This is a genomic window from Holospora undulata HU1 (assembly GCF_000388175.3).
GTDB lineage: Bacteria > Pseudomonadota > Alphaproteobacteria > Holosporales > Holosporaceae > Holospora > Holospora undulata_A.
On record NZ_ARPM03000165.1, the window covers coordinates 1 to 17971 of the forward strand.

Annotated in this window: 18 protein-coding genes and 1 pseudogene; 5 read left to right on the forward strand and 14 right to left on the reverse strand. The window is 35.4% G+C overall.

Annotated features, from left to right (window positions below):
* Positions 1-431: 431 nt before the first annotated feature.
* The 6 genes from K737_RS05055 to K737_RS05080 form a co-directional block, all read right to left on the reverse strand.
* Entirely contained in the window at positions 432-2174 is a 1743-nt protein-coding gene (locus K737_RS05055; RefSeq protein ID WP_006299500.1) for a hypothetical protein, read from the reverse strand.
* 12 nt (positions 2175-2186) lie between these two features.
* Positions 2187-2600 (reverse strand): hypothetical protein, encoded by a 414-nt coding sequence (locus K737_RS05060; RefSeq protein ID WP_006299502.1) that lies wholly within the window; start codon positions 2598-2600, stop codon positions 2187-2189.
* A gap of 6 nt (positions 2601-2606) precedes the next feature.
* Positions 2607-3128, reverse strand: a complete 522-nt coding sequence (locus K737_RS05065) for a head-tail connector protein (RefSeq protein WP_006299504.1) — start codon at positions 3126-3128, stop codon at positions 2607-2609.
* A 158-nt stretch (positions 3129-3286) separates the two neighbouring features.
* The gene (locus K737_RS05070; RefSeq protein ID WP_006299506.1) at positions 3287-4486 is read right to left on the reverse strand and encodes a phage major capsid protein; all 1200 of its coding nucleotides are present in this window, start codon (positions 4484-4486) and stop codon (positions 3287-3289) included.
* A 68-nt stretch (positions 4487-4554) separates the two neighbouring features.
* Positions 4555-5091 (reverse strand): HK97 family phage prohead protease, encoded by a 537-nt coding sequence (locus tag K737_RS05075; protein ID WP_006299508.1) that lies wholly within the window; start codon positions 5089-5091, stop codon positions 4555-4557.
* A 54-nt stretch (positions 5092-5145) separates the two neighbouring features.
* Positions 5146-6309 carry a phage portal protein gene (locus K737_RS05080; RefSeq protein WP_006299510.1) on the reverse strand — a complete coding sequence of 388 codons (1164 nt, stop codon included), beginning with the start codon at positions 6307-6309 and terminating at the stop codon, positions 5146-5148.
* Between the two features lie 431 nt (positions 6310-6740).
* Here K737_RS05080 and K737_RS10115 point away from each other — a divergent pair, with 431 nt between their 5' ends.
* From K737_RS10115 to K737_RS05100, 3 genes are read left to right on the forward strand one after another with little or no spacing between them, the layout of a single operon-like run.
* Positions 6741-7811 carry a hypothetical protein gene (locus K737_RS10115; protein WP_006299514.1) on the forward strand — a complete coding sequence of 357 codons (1071 nt, stop codon included), beginning with the start codon at positions 6741-6743 and terminating at the stop codon, positions 7809-7811.
* Positions 7763-8185 (forward strand): YraN family protein, encoded by a 423-nt coding sequence (locus tag K737_RS05095; protein ID WP_006299515.1) that lies wholly within the window; start codon positions 7763-7765, stop codon positions 8183-8185. The genes K737_RS10115 and K737_RS05095 overlap by 49 nt, the downstream gene beginning before the upstream one ends.
* Positions 8172-11036 (forward strand): YhdP family protein, encoded by a 2865-nt coding sequence (locus tag K737_RS05100; protein WP_006299516.1) that lies wholly within the window; start codon positions 8172-8174, stop codon positions 11034-11036. Before K737_RS05095 ends, K737_RS05100 begins: the two co-directional genes overlap by 14 nt.
* Positions 11037-11557: 521 nt before the next feature.
* On the opposite strand, the pseudogene K737_RS08320 reads toward K737_RS05100, so the two are convergent.
* From K737_RS08320 to K737_RS05125, 8 genes and pseudogenes are all read right to left on the reverse strand, one after another.
* Positions 11558-11797 (reverse strand): annotated as a pseudogene (locus tag K737_RS08320) (transposase); the annotation flags it as partial.
* A gap of 401 nt (positions 11798-12198) precedes the next feature.
* Positions 12199-12306 (reverse strand): IS630 transposase-related protein, encoded by a 108-nt coding sequence (locus tag K737_RS08325; protein WP_075260360.1) that lies wholly within the window; start codon positions 12304-12306, stop codon positions 12199-12201.
* Between the two features lie 411 nt (positions 12307-12717).
* On the reverse strand, positions 12718-13644 hold the full coding sequence (locus K737_RS05110) for an NAD(P)H-dependent glycerol-3-phosphate dehydrogenase (RefSeq protein WP_006299518.1): 927 nt from the start codon (positions 13642-13644) through the stop codon (positions 12718-12720).
* A 2-nt stretch (positions 13645-13646) separates the two neighbouring features.
* Positions 13647-14576, reverse strand: a complete 930-nt coding sequence (locus tag K737_RS05115; RefSeq protein ID WP_006299521.1) for a hypothetical protein — start codon at positions 14574-14576, stop codon at positions 13647-13649.
* A 139-nt stretch (positions 14577-14715) separates the two neighbouring features.
* Positions 14716-15840, reverse strand: a complete 1125-nt coding sequence (locus K737_RS05120; RefSeq protein ID WP_006299522.1) for an FAD-dependent oxidoreductase — start codon at positions 15838-15840, stop codon at positions 14716-14718.
* A 471-nt stretch (positions 15841-16311) separates the two neighbouring features.
* Positions 16312-16470: a hypothetical protein gene (locus K737_RS10590; RefSeq protein WP_200863624.1), complete on the reverse strand. Its 159-nt coding sequence runs from the start codon at positions 16468-16470 to the stop codon at positions 16312-16314.
* A 123-nt stretch (positions 16471-16593) separates the two neighbouring features.
* Positions 16594-16701, reverse strand: a complete 108-nt coding sequence (locus K737_RS12185; RefSeq protein WP_456077463.1) for a winged helix-turn-helix domain-containing protein — start codon at positions 16699-16701, stop codon at positions 16594-16596.
* 37 nt (positions 16702-16738) lie between these two features.
* Positions 16739-17020, reverse strand: a complete 282-nt coding sequence (locus K737_RS05125; protein WP_006298922.1) for a hypothetical protein — start codon at positions 17018-17020, stop codon at positions 16739-16741.
* Positions 17021-17179: 159 nt separating this feature from the next.
* Between K737_RS05125 and K737_RS12100 the strand changes: the two genes are divergently transcribed.
* Both K737_RS12100 and K737_RS11495 read left to right on the forward strand, forming a co-directional pair.
* A complete protein-coding gene (locus K737_RS12100; protein WP_006298924.1) occupies positions 17180-17353 on the forward strand; it encodes a transposase in 174 nt (57 codons plus the stop codon).
* 198 nt (positions 17354-17551) lie between these two features.
* Positions 17552-17674 (forward strand): hypothetical protein, encoded by a 123-nt coding sequence (locus tag K737_RS11495; RefSeq protein WP_268743865.1) that lies wholly within the window; start codon positions 17552-17554, stop codon positions 17672-17674.
* Positions 17675-17971: the final 297 nt, after the last annotated feature.

The following is a 17971-nucleotide window of genomic DNA, read 5'->3' on the forward strand; positions in this document are numbered from 1 at the left end:
CTCGGGTCAAACATTCAAACGACTTTTTGAACGATTAAAAAAATGGAAAATTTTATTTTATTGCGCAGATCGTTGGGCAGATTTTAATAAAATTATTCCAAGCCCCCGCCTCTTTCAGGGAAAAGATAAACCGTTTTCCATTGAACATAAATAACGCTCCACACCGCCATTGTTTTGCAAGATTTCTTCCCCCTTACAAACACACGATCTCTTGAAATACTGGAGGTAATACTGCATATTTTTGCGGTACTTCACGTTAATAAAACTTTGAAAATTAATCACGCTATCTTTGGTTAAAAGTCTCAAAAATTGGCCAAACTAAGCACATACGTAGAACGACTAACAGTTTTATTTATGAATTATTTGAAATTTATTTAACATGACTTTTTTATACATTCTCAGATATACTACTGTATTTGTATTGATTTTTTCTAAATTTTTACACTTAACCCTTGAAGCATTCGTACGAATATTTTATGTTGAAGCGAATCTAATCCTTTTAATTTTCGAAAATGCATACGTATTGCTGTGGGACGCAAAAATGGCTTTTCTGAAGAACCGTTTGATAACGATTCTAGACTGTAAAGTTGATCTTTATCTGACCCAAGAACATCAATGCGCTCTACCAATTGGTTTCCTGTAAAAAATTGTCCTTGGGCGTAACTATCTTGAGGTGTCACATGATCGTATGCAAAATATTGAGATCCTTCTTTTCCTTCTTTTTTTTCTGGGTCTTGATACCATTGGGGTGAATAGTTTTCAGCATAAGCACAAGAAGGAAAGGAGTGATCAAAAGCTTTGGAATTTTCTGAAGAAAAAAAAGCACTGGAATGAAGCCCCGACACCACAATAGTAATAGTACACGTTCCTTGCTCTGCAATTAATGTATATTGAGTGACTTTTCCGCTAAAAATACAATTTTTTGGGTACTCAATACAAACCTGATGATCTAAATTAATTCCTCCTAAACTATCAAGGGTTCCTTTGAGTTCCAAATGACAGCACCGCGCTGCCTTTAACCATATTTTGTAAGCCCGTTGAAGAGCAAAGTCAAAAGCTTTTTTCCCAGAACACGTTAAGAAAAATGAGCTTTGTATCGCAGAAAAAAGTAACTGCGTATGCTCATCATGAAGCTTCCAATGAAGTTTTTCATTAAATACAAAGGAATGATGATCGCATAAACACTCAAAAATTTTTTGTCCAAATCTTACACAGTCTCCCTTTTTATATGCTCGGTTTGGACTCCATCCGTCGATAGCTTGAGCGCTAGTAATGGCTCCTAAGTTCCAGTGCAGTTCTGTTGATTCTCCAGGAACACTGGACGTCCATAAGGTTTGAATGTTTTCTTTACGCTTTTGCTTGAGGTTCCAAAACAACCATAAACTTCCGTCGAAAACATGTCTTTGTACGATACGATCGGAAGTTGAAAGTTTTAAAAACTCACTTTTTCTCTGATTAAATATTAATTCACTATGCACAACGCGATATCCAGAGTTCCCCAAAAGAGTTCCAGGTTTTGGCCATATTTTTTTTAGGCTGTCTGGTGTGTATGTTGCAACATTTTTATTAGGAAAAGTTCTTTCAATCCAGGGAAATACATCAATCATTCCCTGAACTTGCTGAATCCATTGGGCACTTAATGAAATTTTAACTTGAGAAATTCCAGGATTTTGACGGTACTGAGTAATATGAATATCCCCTTTTGCTTGAAATATATTTTCAGAATTCGTAATATGAGAAATTTTACACTTTCCAGAAACTGGACACCAATAAGGAATAAGCAGCTGATCTGCCAGTACACTTTCTGGACGCATATCTTGATCATCAAAAAAATAATTGCAAAATGTTTCTTTAGCGCGAAAATTCTGAGCAAGACAATTCCAGGAATTATGGTCTTGCACCGCTTTTAGATGAACAACAGTTATCCCATTTTCTTGGTGGATTTGATCTACGCATCCTTTAAATAAACATCGCGCATTTTGTTGATTTTTAGGCATCCAACTTAATACTCCGTAAGCTTTCACCGGAGTATCTAGAGGAAGATGTAAAATCAATTCCCCAGGCTTTTCTTCTTCTTGCCTGAAAGATAAAAAGATAATGTTCCTATCAATCTTTCCATGCTCAGAAAAAGAAAAAGCTTCATTTTCATGGGAAAGCCAAAAAAAATATACCATTGCTTTTCTCCATTATTCTGTAATCCAAAAACTATTCACCGGGATAGTCCAAAGTGTGGAATGGTTTTGTTTTCCTTCTTTATATGATCGGGAAGGCAAATCCAAATAAATTTTTACTTTTTTCATTTCTTCATTACACGGATAAGAAAATATAATATGATCGAAGCTAAAATTACAAAGTTTTTGATGAATAGAACGATCTAGTTCTACAGAATAACAATTATTTAATAAATTAACTTCTATGAGATACCATGCTTTTCCCCTAAAAAATTCGTGAACTGATTTTAAAGATAAAAGAATGTAGGGGGGGGATGCTAGAAAATCAGGAAAAAATACTGGAATTTTAAATAAGGCCAGCTGTTGCTGCATATAGAAAAGAAAATTTTGTTGAAAATTCAAAGATATTTCATGTTGATCTGAAGGCATATCCTATCACCATAATCGATAGGACCGTTGCCCTGCTGCAAGCCACGGTTCTAAACTTTTACTTAATCCTTTTGGATCTCCACCATTTTCGCACAAATGTTTAACCGTGTTCATAATAACTTGTCGAAACACAATGGGAACAGCCTCAAAGGTATTTCCGTATCCTGCTTCGTATTCTACCGTAATCGATGGACTTTTCCATTGAAAAGGAACAATAACTTCCTCAATACCACAAGAATTTTTTTCTAATGTGTACTGAGAGGGCTCTAATAATTTTCCTTTTTTTTCTACCTTTGTAAGTCGAACAAACGGACTGCGACTAAGCGGTATTCGATTGTTTCTGCTGATAACCTGAATAGCTTGAGTCAAAAACGCTTGATTCAAGCGCATTTCTAACCACTGTACGGCCACGTTAATCCAATTATCTAGCGTTGCTTGAGAAGGGTAGCTTCCCAATGGAAGTAAACTTTTTAATACCGTTAAGTCAATAGGGGTCCCTTGATTGGGACGAATTACAATAATCGTCACCGCGCGTCTCCTGATGGTGCTGGTTTAAAAATTTGTGAAAAAGCACTGCCTACGTTATAAGTGCTTTAAATAAATACTTTTTTGAAATTGTTTGATAAGATGTTTTTTAATACCTTATCTAATCTTCTCTTTTAATGACTAATAGATGTATATTTATATTACTGAATATACAATGCAGAAAATGCCTTAGGGTGAATGACGGCTCCGCCAATATACGCCATCATGTATAGCTCTACATGAGGTTTGTAGGTAAAAGGGTCTCGAATTAAACGAATTCCTTCTCTATAAATTCCTTGGTAGCCCCGTTTAAAACTCCCAAACATTAATGGAACACTTGACTTTTCTTGCTCCATAAGATCGGTAACAAAAAATTCATATCCCATCAAAATAGGCTTTTCATGAAGCTTGGTGGGAACCCAAAAAACATAGCCTTGTGAAGTTTTAATACTTCTTGCCCAATGCATTACTTCTTTAGATCCAATCCACACAGAATCTCTTAAAAAATAAGTAGGAACTTTACTCAAAATCGTTGAAAGAATTTTATCTGCTTGTTCATGGCTAGAAGGGAAATCTCCATCTAAAACCGTTTTAGGAATTCCTCCAGATTTTGCTTTAAATACAACACCTTCTGGTTGATGTTTATCAGGATCTCCGTATAAAAATGCATGGTTTTCAGCATCCATCATTTTTAACCGAGCTTCTTCCAATAACCAAGATTCAATATTGACAACTCCTTCTTCCAGTAATGCCTGTGTAACTTTGGGGCGTTGAGACATTGTACATAAGGGGATATGAATTTTTTTTAACGATGAATCAACGTCCTCTAGAGAAGGAGCTTTTAATTTTTCTTCTCCCCAAACAACGGGAACTCCCTGTTTTTCGTCTAAAATAATATCAAGGGCCCTTCCTTTTTTTACTTCTACCATTGTGGGTAATTTTCGAAGCAAAGAATCTTCAATTAAATTAGAATACAACGTCTCTATCATGGATTTTGGCATCAAAAATCCACCTTCTGAGTCAGTGACATGATTTAGTGCCTTGCTTTCCATGCGCCGTAATGCTTGGGTATTTCCGCTGCACACATAAGATAAAAATGCATTTTTGTGTTGCAGTGCTTGAGAATCAGTGGAAGGCATATCAAGGATAGGGCGGCGATTTACGGTATTTTGCATCTGTAACATTGTGACCTGAGCTTGATCCATTACATGCTGAAGCCTTTGTAATTTATCTTCCTGAACCCCATCAAAAGGAAGTTTGTCTTCCAAAGCTTTTAACCTTTCATCATTAACTTCTTTAAATGCTTCAAATGCTTGACCTAATTCGTTTAATGCGGATTGTAATGTATTTTCAATAGACATAGTATCCCCCTAATTAAAATTAAACAAAGTTAATTAAATAAAAAAATGTATTTTTAAAAGTTAAAAAGTTAAAAGTTTGTATAAAAAGTTAAGCGATGTAAAGCATGCTGAAGCTTTTTTGTTGCTGTTTGGCAACTTAAGGGAGACGCACTTTTTATTTCTTCTACTCGTGCGCCTGCATTACAAGGAAACTGTACCAGAGAAATTTCTTTTAAAAAAATTTCAGTAATCTTTCTAGTGTTTTGAATAAAATAAGATTTTTGAACAAAAAATCCTATAGATATACCTCTTTTTTCTTGACAAATACTTTGAATCACTTCTTTTGTTTTTAGAAAATCTTGAATTAATTTTCCTCGAAGAAATAATCCCTTAGAGTCTTCTTTTAGCTCTAAACAAACTCCTATGGGCTCTTCCATGTCATGTTCCCAGTAAATATGAGGAAATCTTCGTTTTTTTGTTTTCCATGTCCATAAGGTTTTTTGGAAAGCACCGGGAATTATTTGATCTCCTGCAGCATCTTTAATATAGGTGCTTGCATATCCGGAAAATAATCCTTGGTAATTCTTTGTGCAAAAAGGTACTGCTGCGCTCCATGATTCATTCATCTATTCCTAATTCCCTATCTATTAGTTTGAGTTTTGCGTCATTTCAAGTCATCTTTAGGCTGCGGCCAATACATCCCCATCCGGTAAAGGAGCAAATCCCATAATTTTCCTTTTTTCATTAATAGTTAAAAATTCAGCATTATTTGTACGTTCCCATAATGCTTCTCGTTTAACAGACAGAGCATCAATTTCGTCTTTTGAATAAGTTAATTCCACATTTTGATCAAGAATGCCCAGTAACTTTTGATAGGTAGAAAGAATTAGGTTGACCATGGGAATTAACGTTTCTTCCCACATATGGACCCGTGCTTCTTTATAGTTTGCAAATCGCTCATCTCCTGGAATACCAATACATGTTGGCGGAATACCAAACAGCTGGGCAATTCCTCTTGCTGCTTCTCCTTGGCCTTCTAAAAAAGCCATTTCTTGAGGAGAAAATCCTGTTTTTTCCCATCGAAGCCCGTTACTTAAAACCATAATACGTCCTGCATTATCTTTTCCTGCATACAAATTTTCTAAATCAGTTCTAAGTTGAGCTTTTTGGTCTTCTGTCATCTCGTATTGAGAATCTACCGTTAATATACCACTTGGAGTTCCTCCTCGCTTTAGAACAGATAAATTGTGTTCTAAAGCTTGATTTCGAAATTGAATTAAAGGCATTGCCGCTGTTAGAGGGCTTTGTCCCCAATGACTTTCGAAAGGATTAAATAAACTTACGTGAACAATACAAGATCGTCCCGTAAGCCGATCAATAGAAACTTGATGCGTAGTATTTCCAATACGGTATTCGTAATTTTCTGGAACGCCTTGATCGTTGCAAATTATTCGTACTCTATCAGGACGCAAAACGTACAACTCTCCATACCCTTGAAGATCTCCAACGTATTCAATAAATGCATTTCCCGAAAGTAACAAGTGGGATACGACCATTTCTGTAAACGCCTCATAGCTTTGAAAAGGGTTTGGATTGTTTAAAAGAGAAAGAATAGGATGGTGCAAAATCTTATTTTCCAATGTTTTTTGTTTTAAAAAAATTTTTACTGAAGCAATGCTTCTAGCAATAAGCGTAATACAGCGGTAAACGATAGGATTATTTTGATACCCTATTGTTGCCATTTCTTCAAACGTTTGTTCCAATATTGAACAAGGATACCCTGAAGTTAAAAACGATGCAGAAACCGTTTTTTTCTCTAAAGACTTTTTTTTAAAAAATTTCATAACACTCCTTATTGGTTTTGTCTTATTTTATTAAAGACAATGAAGCGTATGTTTATTGGATAACATACATTATTCTTCGGTTGCAACTTTTTTATACTTTGCTAACATTTTAGGGTTAGAAATCCAAGGTTTTATTGTTTTTACAAATATCCTATATAAGGGATAGTTGTTGTAGTAAGGAAGCGATAATGTGTGGAAAACTAAAAAAGAAGATATTCTCCTTGAACTTTTATCGTTTTTTCTTCTGTGGAAAACTCTAGGAAAATTTGGGGATACTTTTGTGAAAAAATAAAAAATTAAAAAAAAAATAATATACACAAAGTTATCCACAGTTTTTTCATTAAAAGACCATTTACATCCTTTGTGGTATAAAAAAAGAACAAATTTTTTTATCAAGTGCTATTTTGAAAAATTCAAGTTTTCATTTAAGTATGATCTTACTGCCGGCATTAACGAATGGATTTTTATGGGCATCTCGGTCTTTTGTTTTTGCTCAACACTATAAAATGGCGCTTTGGACTTGTGGATTTTCTTGCATATGGTGCGGATATTGGATGATTTTTTCTTCTGTACTTACCTGCAATAGCTTTTTTATTTTTTTATACCTATTTTTTATGATACATCTGATGGTTCATAAAAAAAAAATTATAAAAGAAAGAAAAAAATTTCCTTTAGGAATGATGTTCGTTCAGTATATTTTTATTACGGGGATAAAAATTACGCCATCTTTTTATCTTCAGTGGACTTTAATTTGTGCTACCTATCTAAGTTTAATTTATGGAACAGATATTAAAAAATATCATTTTTTAGGCATCGCACTTCCGTGTTCAGGATTTTCTAGAGAAATATCAAGCTTAGTGTGCGAAGGAATGTACAATTTTGGTTCTTATTGTCTGTTAAAATCAAAGCGCTTTAATTGGAGAATCTCATCAGAACACTACCAATGGATCCAATGGATTTCTGGAATTGTATATATATTGGCCCCCCCCCCTTGTTCTTGGAAGCATGGAGTTATTCAGAAAGGGACAAGTCTATTCTTTTTAGGAATACTATTTTTTAAAAATCAGTATGTATACGCTAGATTTTTAATTCATATACTTAGCATTCAATGGATGGGATTTTTTAATACGTCAGTTTCTTTTAAACTTGCCTATCTTGGGTGTACACAGTGGGCACACTATGTTATCTATCATGATCAAGAAAGTTCTACAACTAAAAATTTTGCCCAAATAGGGAGTGGAATTCTTTTTGGAAGTTTGGTCAGCACAGGGGTATGGGGAATAGTGTATGGCGTTAAACACCATACACACGTATACGTATGTTATGGACAATTTGTTTTTTATGTCCTGTGTTGCCTTATGTACGGCCAATCGATATACTCAAAATTACGCAGTCGAAAATACAACACGCATACAGAAATAGAAGTGTATGCGATTTTCACAGGGGTATTAATTTGGAATATGTTCAACGGGTTGTATTTGGGAAAGATCAGTCTTTTTTAGGAAAAAAAGAGAATTTAGATGGTTCTTGTTACAAAAAGGGGGTTCAGGCAGAGCAAAAAGTTTTAGAGTATTTTTTATCCCAAGGATACAAATCTATTTATCAAAGGCTTCGCACCCCTTTTGGGGAGTTAGATCTGGTATGCTCTAAGAAGTCTGTCATGGTTTTTGTAGAAGTCAAGTACAGAAAGGCATTAATAGATGCGCGTTGGGCGCTGTGTTTGCGGCAAAAAAGACGAAACTTTTATGCTTCTCAATGGCTGATCAATCAGATGAATTTATCTTATGATACGTACTTGATGTGCGTTGCTATGGTAAGTAATTGGTGTATGGAATGCTATTTCAATGCCTGTTTGGAAGGTTATGATACGACATAAGTGCGGTGTACGTTCGATATTTTTTTGCATTGAAATATTATGGCGTTTTATTTTTGTCTTAATTTTTTTAAGTGGAGTGTTTGCAGTTGGTGCTCGGTATTATGTTTCAACCCCTCGTTCATTAAATTGGGCGTTGGTTGTGTTGAAAAGGGCAGGGTATCCAGTTTGTGCAAAGGAAAGCACTATAGAATGGAAATGGAAAGAATCTCCACGTATTACGTTTTCTAATTTGCAGTGGAAAGACAATCAAATTGCTATTTCTGCTGTTCAAGCGTGTTTTGAATTACGACTTTTATCAGCTCGTCCTTTGTACGGAATTTGGTTAAAAAATGTTCACATTGACTACAGTCAACAAAAAAAAGCAAATACAAATTTATTATCTTTGTACAGTTCTGCAGCTTTTCTTCTTCAAAAGATTTTTTTTGTAGAAAAATGCTTTGTTACGCAAGGAGTTTCAATCTTTAAGGATGGAATATTTCAAACACGGATGGAATCATTTTTTTGGACACCTGAACGATTGCACAAAAAAATTTCTGGAGAAATAGAAGCGCCTTTAGGAAAAATTCATTGGTCTTATATTCCCATTAAGCGATATCTGCACGCAAAACTTGTAAACGGCACAGGGTATTTTCTAAACCAACTGGAATATCCTGGAAAAGTTGAACATCCTATGTTTATAGAACTTTTTTTTAATGAGCTTGAGACAAGTATTAAAGTTTTTTGGGATAAGAAAAAATTTTTTGTAGAGGGGAAAAAGCGCTTTTTGCAAAAAGGAGAACTTTCTGGAAGATTAAATGCTCAACACTGCAGTTTAAAAGGAACTGTAGGGATGGAAAATATTATTGTCTTTCTTAAAGGAGAGTATAATAATGACTGGACCTTAAAGTGGAAAAGTTTAGGATCACTAAAAGTGGAAGCTTTATCATTTTGGTGGAATCAAAACTGGGGGAGCAACGCAAAACATTGGGTAGATCTTCATTTTAAGTCTGGTACGGTAGAAAATTTAAAAGGAAGAATTTCTGGAACACAAGACACAGTACACAATCTTAACGGAAGCTTTTTTTTGAAAAAAGGATATCTTGACGTTGTTCCAGGAATTCCGGCAGTAAGTGATTTATATTCAAGAGGAGAATTCAATATACATGAGTTTAATTTTTACGTAGAAAAAGCCTTTTTTTCCAAGCAACAAATCAAATCAGGACAGGTTCGTATACAAGATCTTTCTAAGGACTCTAAGCTAATATTGGCGCTAAGATTAGAAGGTTCTGTACCAGATGTATTAAAAATTTTAGATTGCAAACGCCTTAATATTACAAAATCGCTTCCCATTCAAAATGCAAAAGGAAAAGCGTACACGCATTTAAGAATGAGATTTCCTCTTTTGTTAGATTTGCGATTGCAAGATATCATTTTGGACTACGAAAGCGGCCTTGAAGAAACTCAGTTCAAAGCAAAAGCTCTAGGAGTCTTTCTACCTTACAAAGAAGGGTTGATCAGTATCAAAGGGACTCAGCATGATATTTCTATCGATGGAAAAGGAAAGATGAATAATAATCCTGTGTTATGGACTTGGAAAGGAATTTTTAAAAATTCTCAACAGCACAAATTTACTATGGATGTTTGGGTAGATCCTTGTTTATGGATTCCCAAATGGATTCATCCTTGTTTTGAGAAAAAATTATTACCAATCCATCTAGAGTATTTTCCTGGGAAAGGAAAAATGATATCTCGCATTGAAGGGAAGGATGTGGATATAAGAATTCCTTGGATTTTGTGGAAAAAATCTCCCCAATCTCCTTTAACAGTAGTATGTGAGTTTTTAGAAAAAAAGAAAGAATTAACTTTTCATACAAAAGGCAGCATAGATGGAAAAGGAAAATTTATTTTAAATGAAGGGATAAAGGGGGAGGTTCAATTTCACATACCAGGGACGGTAAATGGTTCTATAAAACTTCAAAAAAATCTTCAAAAAATAAAACTTTTTTGCAAATATTTGGATCTTTCTTCTGTGAAATTAGATGGGGTAGACAAAACTTTTGAAAAATTTCCAAAAATACAAGCAAAGCAACGTAAAATAAAAGCAGATCTTAATATTAAGACCCTAAAAATAGACAAGACAACTCAATTAGAAGGGGTACGAGGTACTTTAAGTTGGATGCAGCCTGAGGGGTCCTTTTCCACGTTAGACATAGATGATTATCATTGGTTAAAAAGTGAGGCACGGTGTCTAATTCGTAGTGAAAAAGCAACCAGTGCAGTTCATTTTTCCACCACACCTAATAAAAATCACTCATCAATACGATTAACGCTTAAAGGACTTTCCGGGATATTTCGGTTACTAGGGATAAAAATTATTTCAAATTCTGGAGAATCTGGGGAATATATAGGAAAACAAACTCCCGATGGAGCCTATAGAGGAGAAATAGTATGCCAAGACGTATCAACTCAGGGACTGAGGTTAGCAAAAATATTGAGTTTGCTTTCTCCCAGTGCGTTGACGGAATTGTTACACACTTCTTTAGATTTTTCCGAGATTTCTGTAAAATGTTTTTATAAAAAAGGAGTGCTACAGTTAAACAAAGGCATTGCTAGAGGACTCAATTTAGGAGCTTTCTTACAGGGAAATATTAATTTTAGAAAAAAAACGCTATTTTTAAAGGGCGGGGTAGTTCCTGCCTACTTTTTTAACACATTTTTTTCACATATTCCTGTTATCGGGCATATATTGGGGCAAGAAAAAGGGATAATTTCTAGTCAATTTTTTGTAAAAGGGAGTTTAGAAAATCCGAAATTTTCTGTGAATCCTTTAAGTGTTTTTGAATTAGGAGGACTAAAAATGCTATTTGAATAGGGCGAAATGAGTTTGGCATTTCAAGTTTTTTGCTTTGAATTTTTATAGTATTCATATTATGTAGCTAACCTACAACAATATGACTATGATGAGCTAAACTTTAACGATTTGATTAAAGAGCGATTATTGCCTATTTCCTATTTTCGTAAAAAAGTCCCCTCACGTATCCCAAATCGGATCCAGAAAAACGCTCTGCCTTTTCCCCAAATCTTCTTGATCAATACAAGAAAGAAGTACCATTGATTTCACGGACAAGTCAGGTTTAGCATCCCAACTCCATGGGATCAAGAGCGATGTTATGGCAAGTATCTGGGATCCAAAGGAAGAACTAATGGGGGGGGCTTTGATGGGAAAAAACTTCTTACAATTCCCCTCTTTCAATCAAACATTAGACTTTTTTCGAAAGGATAGGGTGTAAAGAGTGTAGAAAGGAAGTTGAGAGAAGTCATTGAGGTTTGAGATTGGAATTTTTTTGAATAGACCTTTTCGTAAACTATAATAATTTAGGTTGAATAAGGTATTTAAAAAAACCACGAAATAGCGTCGAATAGAGCGTTGAAATTTAGTATATTGCATTCAACCCCCTTCTTCATATTAGCCCAGAACGTCTCTATTGGATTCAAATCAGAAGAGTAAGGAGGTAGAAAAGTTATACTGCATTTTACAGATTCTATTAATTCTTGACTTCTATTGGATTTATGAAAAGAGGCATTATCCATAATAACACCTTGACCAGGCTTTAGTTCCTTGATCAGAAATTTTTCTACCCAAGTCCGTTAAACCCCATTGGTGCTATCGGCGTGTTATTAATCAAACAGGCAATACTATTTGATTTGTTCTTTGATACTATTTCCCACTCTTTTTGCCAACTAACTTTTCACTTTTTTTCCCCAGTTTCTGTAGATTCTTGATACTGACTTCGCTTTTCTTGGCTTGCTTCCAACGAAAAGTCTTTTTTTTAGCTATAAGCCTAATATTTTTAACTAGTAACTGATTGTACCCAAAATGCTTGAGTAGCTTTTTTCAATGTCATATCTTGGGTTTCTTTGATGTACTTTTCAATCTTTTCTAAGTCAATCTTTTTTTCTGAGCCACCACGCTTCTTAGGAAAATATCTGCCTTCTTGTCTGTATTTTCTATGCCAATTTTCTATACCACCTTCCTATCGCTGATACATTTTAAATAGTTGCGATGCTTCAATATACCCGCCCCCCTCATCCAAATATTCTATTACCCTTCGTCTTAAATCGTTGCTGTAGATCTTTGTCATTTTTCTTTTATTTTAATAAAAAAAGTACACCTAATTCACCCTAAATTATTATAGAGGTAAAGAGCCCAAAGAGCGTAATGCTCACTGTTTTTCAAATCACGTAACTTGTGGCGATTAGGTGCTGAATTAAATTCCCAACTTTTGAAATAATAAGATTTTTTATCTGCTACACAATGCAAAACGAGAATAGTAACCAAAATTTTTCATTTCAAAACAGTAAAAGTAAAAAATATATAACGAGAGCATTATCAATATATTCAAAAAACTTAGATGCAAAAACAGAATAATACAAAATACAAATAATAAATAAACCTATCATTAAACAGAGTCTAGGAGAACATTAGTCAGGAATTTTTTAATTATTAATCCTATTATTTTTTCTTAAAATAGGTACCCCAAATCTAAATTATCCTAAGTGCTCAATAAATTAAATAACCAATCACTTTTTTTAATTTCTCCTCTAAAAATTTTTTCAATGATTTCTATAAATTTTAATCTTAGGCGATACTGTTTATTACGCAAAAGGATACCTTTTAAAGATCCTAGGCCTTCTACTAACTGATCGGATAGAGAAAAACAAGTACCAAAGTTTTTACCATAAAGAAAATTTCTAGAATTCTGACTGCTGCAAGTCATAAAAAAATCGCCCATTCCCGCATAAGTCCAAGCACCAGAACTTTCATCTTTCGAAATATGAGAGGAAATCCACTCAACAGCTTGAGAAAAAATTTGACACAGATAAGTTGATTGAGTGTTTTCTCCAGAAGAAACCTGAGCTAAGAGCCCACACCCTAATGCCGCCACATTTTTTAAAGCCCCCCAAGCACTAACAGCACTGGCAGAACCAAAATACTCAATGCGTAAACAAGATTTCGAAAAAAGCTCAAAAATTTCATTGAAGGACCATCGACACCGTGTCGCCAAGGTTACACCGGAAATATCTCGTCTTGCAAGACCAGAAGCAAAATTAGGCCCCCCTAATACAACATTAGGAAGATCGGGAAAAAAATGCTCAGCAACTTCTGTCATCAAATCCCCCGTACTCGATTCTATTCCCTTACAAGTCAAAACAACTATGCGTGGTTGAATAATAGTTGATTTTTTAATAAGCTCAAAACATGACCGAAGTGATTGTGCAGGAACACAAAAAATCCATACTTGTCCACTTTCTGCAGCTTTCTCAACCGAAAGAACAGAAGTATAACAAGAAGAAGTAGGATGAAAAGAAGAATTTTTTCTTCCCCACATAAAAATATTTTTTGATTTTTCAGAACAAATACACGAGGCAAGAGCAGCAGAAAAAACTCCTGCCCCCCAAAACGTTATCCCTTCAGACACGCTTACTTCTTTTTTGGTAAAAAGACATACTTCAGCATGACAGTGGCAGCCATAACAAAAGGACGTACAGTAATAACTGGTCTTTCGTAAGCTATTGCATTAGGATAATAATTAGCATAAGGCAACGGTATTCCTTTGCTCCCTCCGGCATTCAGCGCCATCACACGAACCCCTACAGAAAATCCTGTGGTGATTTGTCGATCAAACCCAAACCCAAAATTAATTCCGTTTATGTTTCCCGTAACATTTTTAACCGTTGCTAACGTAGTAGAATCAAAAGGCTTCTGATGTCGATCTACCTGGAATTCATTTTCATACATTTGATTAAAGCGAGGACCAACAGAAAATTTCGTGTTATTCCAACCAATGATGACATAATAATGATTGGCATTGCTAGCAAATCCAAAAGTAGCACCTATTCCAATACTTCCCCTACTGGCAACACGCATACAATGATCCAACCTGTCAGTTCCTACATCATAAGAACCATCCGAATGTCTTGTGAAACAGGCACGAACTGGAACAACAGCATTCTGAGCACTTTGCGCAGCTCCACCATTTATGAATACTCCCATGGTAAAACTACTCTTTGGAACTTTATAGACATACCCTAATTCTGGGAGAATTGTCATCCCTGGTCCAGCCCAGCCGCTGGGAGTAATATTATTTGTTCCATAAAAAAAGGCATTCTGAGGTTCTGCAAAAAAAACCGCTCCATCATCCAAAAGAGAAGGAGACAAGACATCATCATAGTTTCCAGAAGCGTACAGATCTAACCCCCGAGATCCTTGCAGTCTATTATAAGATTGAGACACCCCAGCACCTAAACCAAAATAAAACCCCGGAGTAAAACAAGGAATAACTTCAGCCGCTTGCGCACTAAACCCAAAAATTAATCCTAATGCTGAAATAATTCTTAATTTCTTTTTCACGATACTACCCAATTATGTTTTCACACCCATATTCTACAAAAAATATTAGATTTGTACTCTCATCGTACTGATATAAAAGACTTTTTTCATTAAAAGTTGCATTCAGGCAACTTTCAACAAAACTTAAAGTTTTTTTCCATTATTTATTATTAATATATATTTTCTCTAAACACCATTTAAAAAGTTCTGGGAAAAACATTCCCCAACATAATCCCTTCCACACATAAAACTGAAGTTTGCTTTGCAATGCAATAGCTCCGATATTTACTCCCAGTCCTGCCTTCCAATTTTGTTGTCTATGTCCGTATAACCAACGTTTAAGACATATGCCAGAATTTAAAGATTCCGGTAAAGCATCTAACCATTTTGAAGCATGCCTTAGTGCTAAATTCATTCCTTGCCCCATTAAAGGATGCATCCACTCTAAAGCGTCTCCCAAAAAAAGCACTAATTCAAAAGTTTCTTCTCTACAGCGCCCAGCGGTCAAAGTATAGTGGCCATCCCATCGTTCTATCCCTAAAATATTCATCTTGCCGTGTAAATTTTGATTTAAGATGGAAAAAAAGTCATCTTTTTGATATGAAATCATCTTCCTTGAAGATCCCATTAAAATACACGCTGCCTGGTTGCAAGAAAAAGGGAGAATTCCAACACACTGATCTTTAAAAAAAACATCCCATACCGTATGCATTTCCCCATCAAATCGAACAACGCCAGAAGATGCTATTTGCTTAAAATCGTAATTCCAAGTTTTTCGATTAAGCTGAGATCGCACCCAAGACGTTTTTCCATCTGCAGCAATGCAAAATTTTCCTTCGTAGCACGCTCCTTCCGCGGTGGTTACGTAAACACAGCGATCATCATTCCAAATTTTTTCTAACCTTGAAGAAAAGACAACAGAAATGCAGGAATAATTTTCTAGATTTTTAATAAGCATTTCCATCAAAACACTTTCTTTTACCATAACGCCCAAACGAGACAATCCCATTTCTCTAGAAGAACATCTTACTTCTTCCGTAAAACCGTTCATGCGTATGGCCGCATCTTGAATAGTCCAAAAATTTTCTAAATCAACAATACCTCGATACGATAACCACTGAACAACATCTTGAGCTACGGCAAAATACCGAGCGCCTTGTTTCCAATATCCCAGGTTTTTTTTTTCTAAAACTATGCATGAAATCCCCCTGCTCCCAAGGCGAATAGCACTTGTTAATCCAACGATTCCACCACCAATTATTAATACTTTTGTAGAGTGTTTCATTTTTTCCTTGAATAAAACGCACTGGTCCGAAAAATTCCATCCAATACACTATCCTCTTGAATGCAATAACTTACCTGATAAGTTTTTAATTCACAATGAAATCATAATTAATAATATTTATGTTTTTAAAATTTGTTAGGAAACCATGCTATTAAAAATAAATATACTTCTTCAAAAATCTATACTCAAAGCTGAATAATTTGATCTTAATAGATGGTCGATGAAACGATTTACGAGTCTTCGGCGTTACTTCAACCTGAGATGATTTTTTCTCAATAGAATTGGGATCAAGAAAAATACAGCCAGAAAAATTACCTTTCCATTTTCTTCTAACGTCTTTTACATACGAGATTTTTCGCGAAAAGGGGCGTTGCCATTCATCTTTACATTATACTAAATCAAACTGAAAGTCGATTGTTGCGCATATTTCATTCTTCGATGGGGGCAGGTTGGGGCTGGAAATAATGCACCTCAATGCCCCCTTTCTTTTGCTGCTTTTTGGGTGTATTTGCTTGTGTTATAAGGTCTTTGATCTAAGATCAGGGGAATGCTAGGCGCCTTTGGATAAGCATCTTTCCGCTGATCAAAAAACGTCTTTAAGGTTTTTAAGGATACCCCCGTAAGGCGCATGTGCAGTCACTCCCATCAGGTTCATGCGTGTAGGCCGTCGTGGAAATGGGGGGGGGCCTGACAGGTGATTTTCGTTGCCATGCTGGCACGCTCGCTATCACCAAACATTCGGCGGTGTTGTCATCACCGTTGAATAAAGGCTTCCTGCTTGGCTGTATTTACGGGCCGTGCTGCTGCCTTTTTAAATGAAAAATTATGGGCGTGCAACGTCTTGCCTTGAATCGCAGCCATAGAGTTCAAGAACACGAGCCGCAAATATCGCTTGCTTTCATATACGTTGTGGCTTTCCAAATGTTCGATAAGTTCTTATGTTTGTGAAAAATTCAGCTTGCTTACAGAGCCCCAGCTTGACACCATTAACTTTTGATCTTCCTTCTCCTCTACGATCGTCAATCAGAAGAGCCTCTAGCAATTTGACGCTCCACTCTGATAACAAAATTGCCTTAATCCTATCTTCTACGCGTCGGTTCGTAACGCAACACGATCTCCTTCTTTCAGAAATCTTTGTATAAGAAACATTATTAAACTTGTAAACAATTTCATTCAGCATGAGTGTATCTACAATGTTTTTAAGAAATATTATTAAGAATTGTACATTTAAAATTACTAAAAGAACCTGTATTCATGAATAAAATAAAGGCTTGAAGGTGTAGAAGAAGAATTATCCAAACGATTTAAAAGAGAGAGCAAGATGTGAAAAATCATCATTTTGATAGCGGCAATTACGGAAATAAAAGCAAATACAACAAAAAAAAGTAATGAGATATTTTATATAATCAAAAGCGGTTGTCAATGGCGCATTCTACCAAAAGATTTTCCACCATATTCGACGGTACATTCGTTTATAGACGATGTAGGATTAAGGGGGTATGGGAAAAAGTAATGCATGAACTTGTTAAGATACGCCGAATCAAGTATGAAAGGAGCAAGAATCCCAGCTATAGCATCATTCACAAAGTGTTAACCCCACAGGTGCCTCAGAAAAAATAGGTATAGATGGGGGAAAAAATACGTAAACGGCATAGTGTTGTTGATACGCAAGACAATCTGCTTCATATCACGGTTCATAAGGCCAATACGCATGACACAGGTGCTGGGTGCAGAGTTTTTAAGGAAGCGGTGCAAAAATCATCATACATTAAAGGGAGTGTGTGCAGATGCTGGATATAGAAAATCCATGAAGGAATTAGTGAAAACTAATTGAATAAAACTATAGCACTCTCAGAGTGTATAGCAATCTCAGAGTATATATCTCAAAGATAGGCTATACTTGCCAAAGCGTTGGATTGTCGAAAGAACGCATGGCTAAATCATTTTCGAAGGGTATCTAAAAATTATGAAATTTCTATAGCGACTGCTGAAAACATGAGTATGATAGCCCATTCCATGATCCCATTAAGAATGGTTAGCTGAATCATTAATACAGGTTATAAGATCCGGACTGATAATGGTGCTCAATTTACCTATGCGCTTCTAGCTGAGCATCTTTGTCCCAAAAACA

What these genes read in the sequence shown, in the direction of transcription:
- K737_RS05055 (WP_006299500.1), bottom strand. Translation starts at nt 2,174, where the DNA reads ATGGTATATTTTTTTTGGCTTTCCCATGAAAATGAAGCTTTTTCTTTT.
- K737_RS05060 (WP_006299502.1), bottom strand. Translation starts at nt 2,600, where the DNA reads ATGCCTTCAGATCAACATGAAATATCTTTGAATTTTCAACAAAATTTT.
- K737_RS05070 (WP_006299506.1), bottom strand. Translation starts at nt 4,486, where the DNA reads ATGTCTATTGAAAATACATTACAATCCGCATTAAACGAATTAGGTCAA.
- K737_RS05075 (WP_006299508.1), bottom strand. Translation starts at nt 5,091, where the DNA reads ATGAATGAATCATGGAGCGCAGCAGTACCTTTTTGCACAAAGAATTAC.
- K737_RS05080 (WP_006299510.1), bottom strand. Translation starts at nt 6,309, where the DNA reads ATGAAATTTTTTAAAAAAAAGTCTTTAGAGAAAAAAACGGTTTCTGCA.
- K737_RS10115 (WP_006299514.1), top strand. Translation starts at nt 6,741, where the DNA reads ATGATCTTACTGCCGGCATTAACGAATGGATTTTTATGGGCATCTCGG.
- K737_RS05100 (WP_006299516.1), top strand. Translation starts at nt 8,172, where the DNA reads ATGATACGACATAAGTGCGGTGTACGTTCGATATTTTTTTGCATTGAA.
- K737_RS08325 (WP_075260360.1), bottom strand. Translation starts at nt 12,306, where the DNA reads ATGACAAAGATCTACAGCAACGATTTAAGACGAAGGGTAATAGAATAT.
- K737_RS05120 (WP_006299522.1), bottom strand. Translation starts at nt 15,840, where the DNA reads ATGAAACACTCTACAAAAGTATTAATAATTGGTGGTGGAATCGTTGGA.
- K737_RS10590 (WP_200863624.1), bottom strand. Translation starts at nt 16,470, where the DNA reads ATGCGCCTTACGGGGGTATCCTTAAAAACCTTAAAGACGTTTTTTGAT.
- K737_RS12185 (WP_456077463.1), bottom strand. Translation starts at nt 16,701, where the DNA reads ATGGCTGCGATTCAAGGCAAGACGTTGCACGCCCATAATTTTTCATTT.
- K737_RS05125 (WP_006298922.1), bottom strand. Translation starts at nt 17,020, where the DNA reads ATGCTGAATGAAATTGTTTACAAGTTTAATAATGTTTCTTATACAAAG.
- K737_RS11495 (WP_268743865.1), top strand. Translation starts at nt 17,552, where the DNA reads ATGACACAGGTGCTGGGTGCAGAGTTTTTAAGGAAGCGGTGCAAAAAT.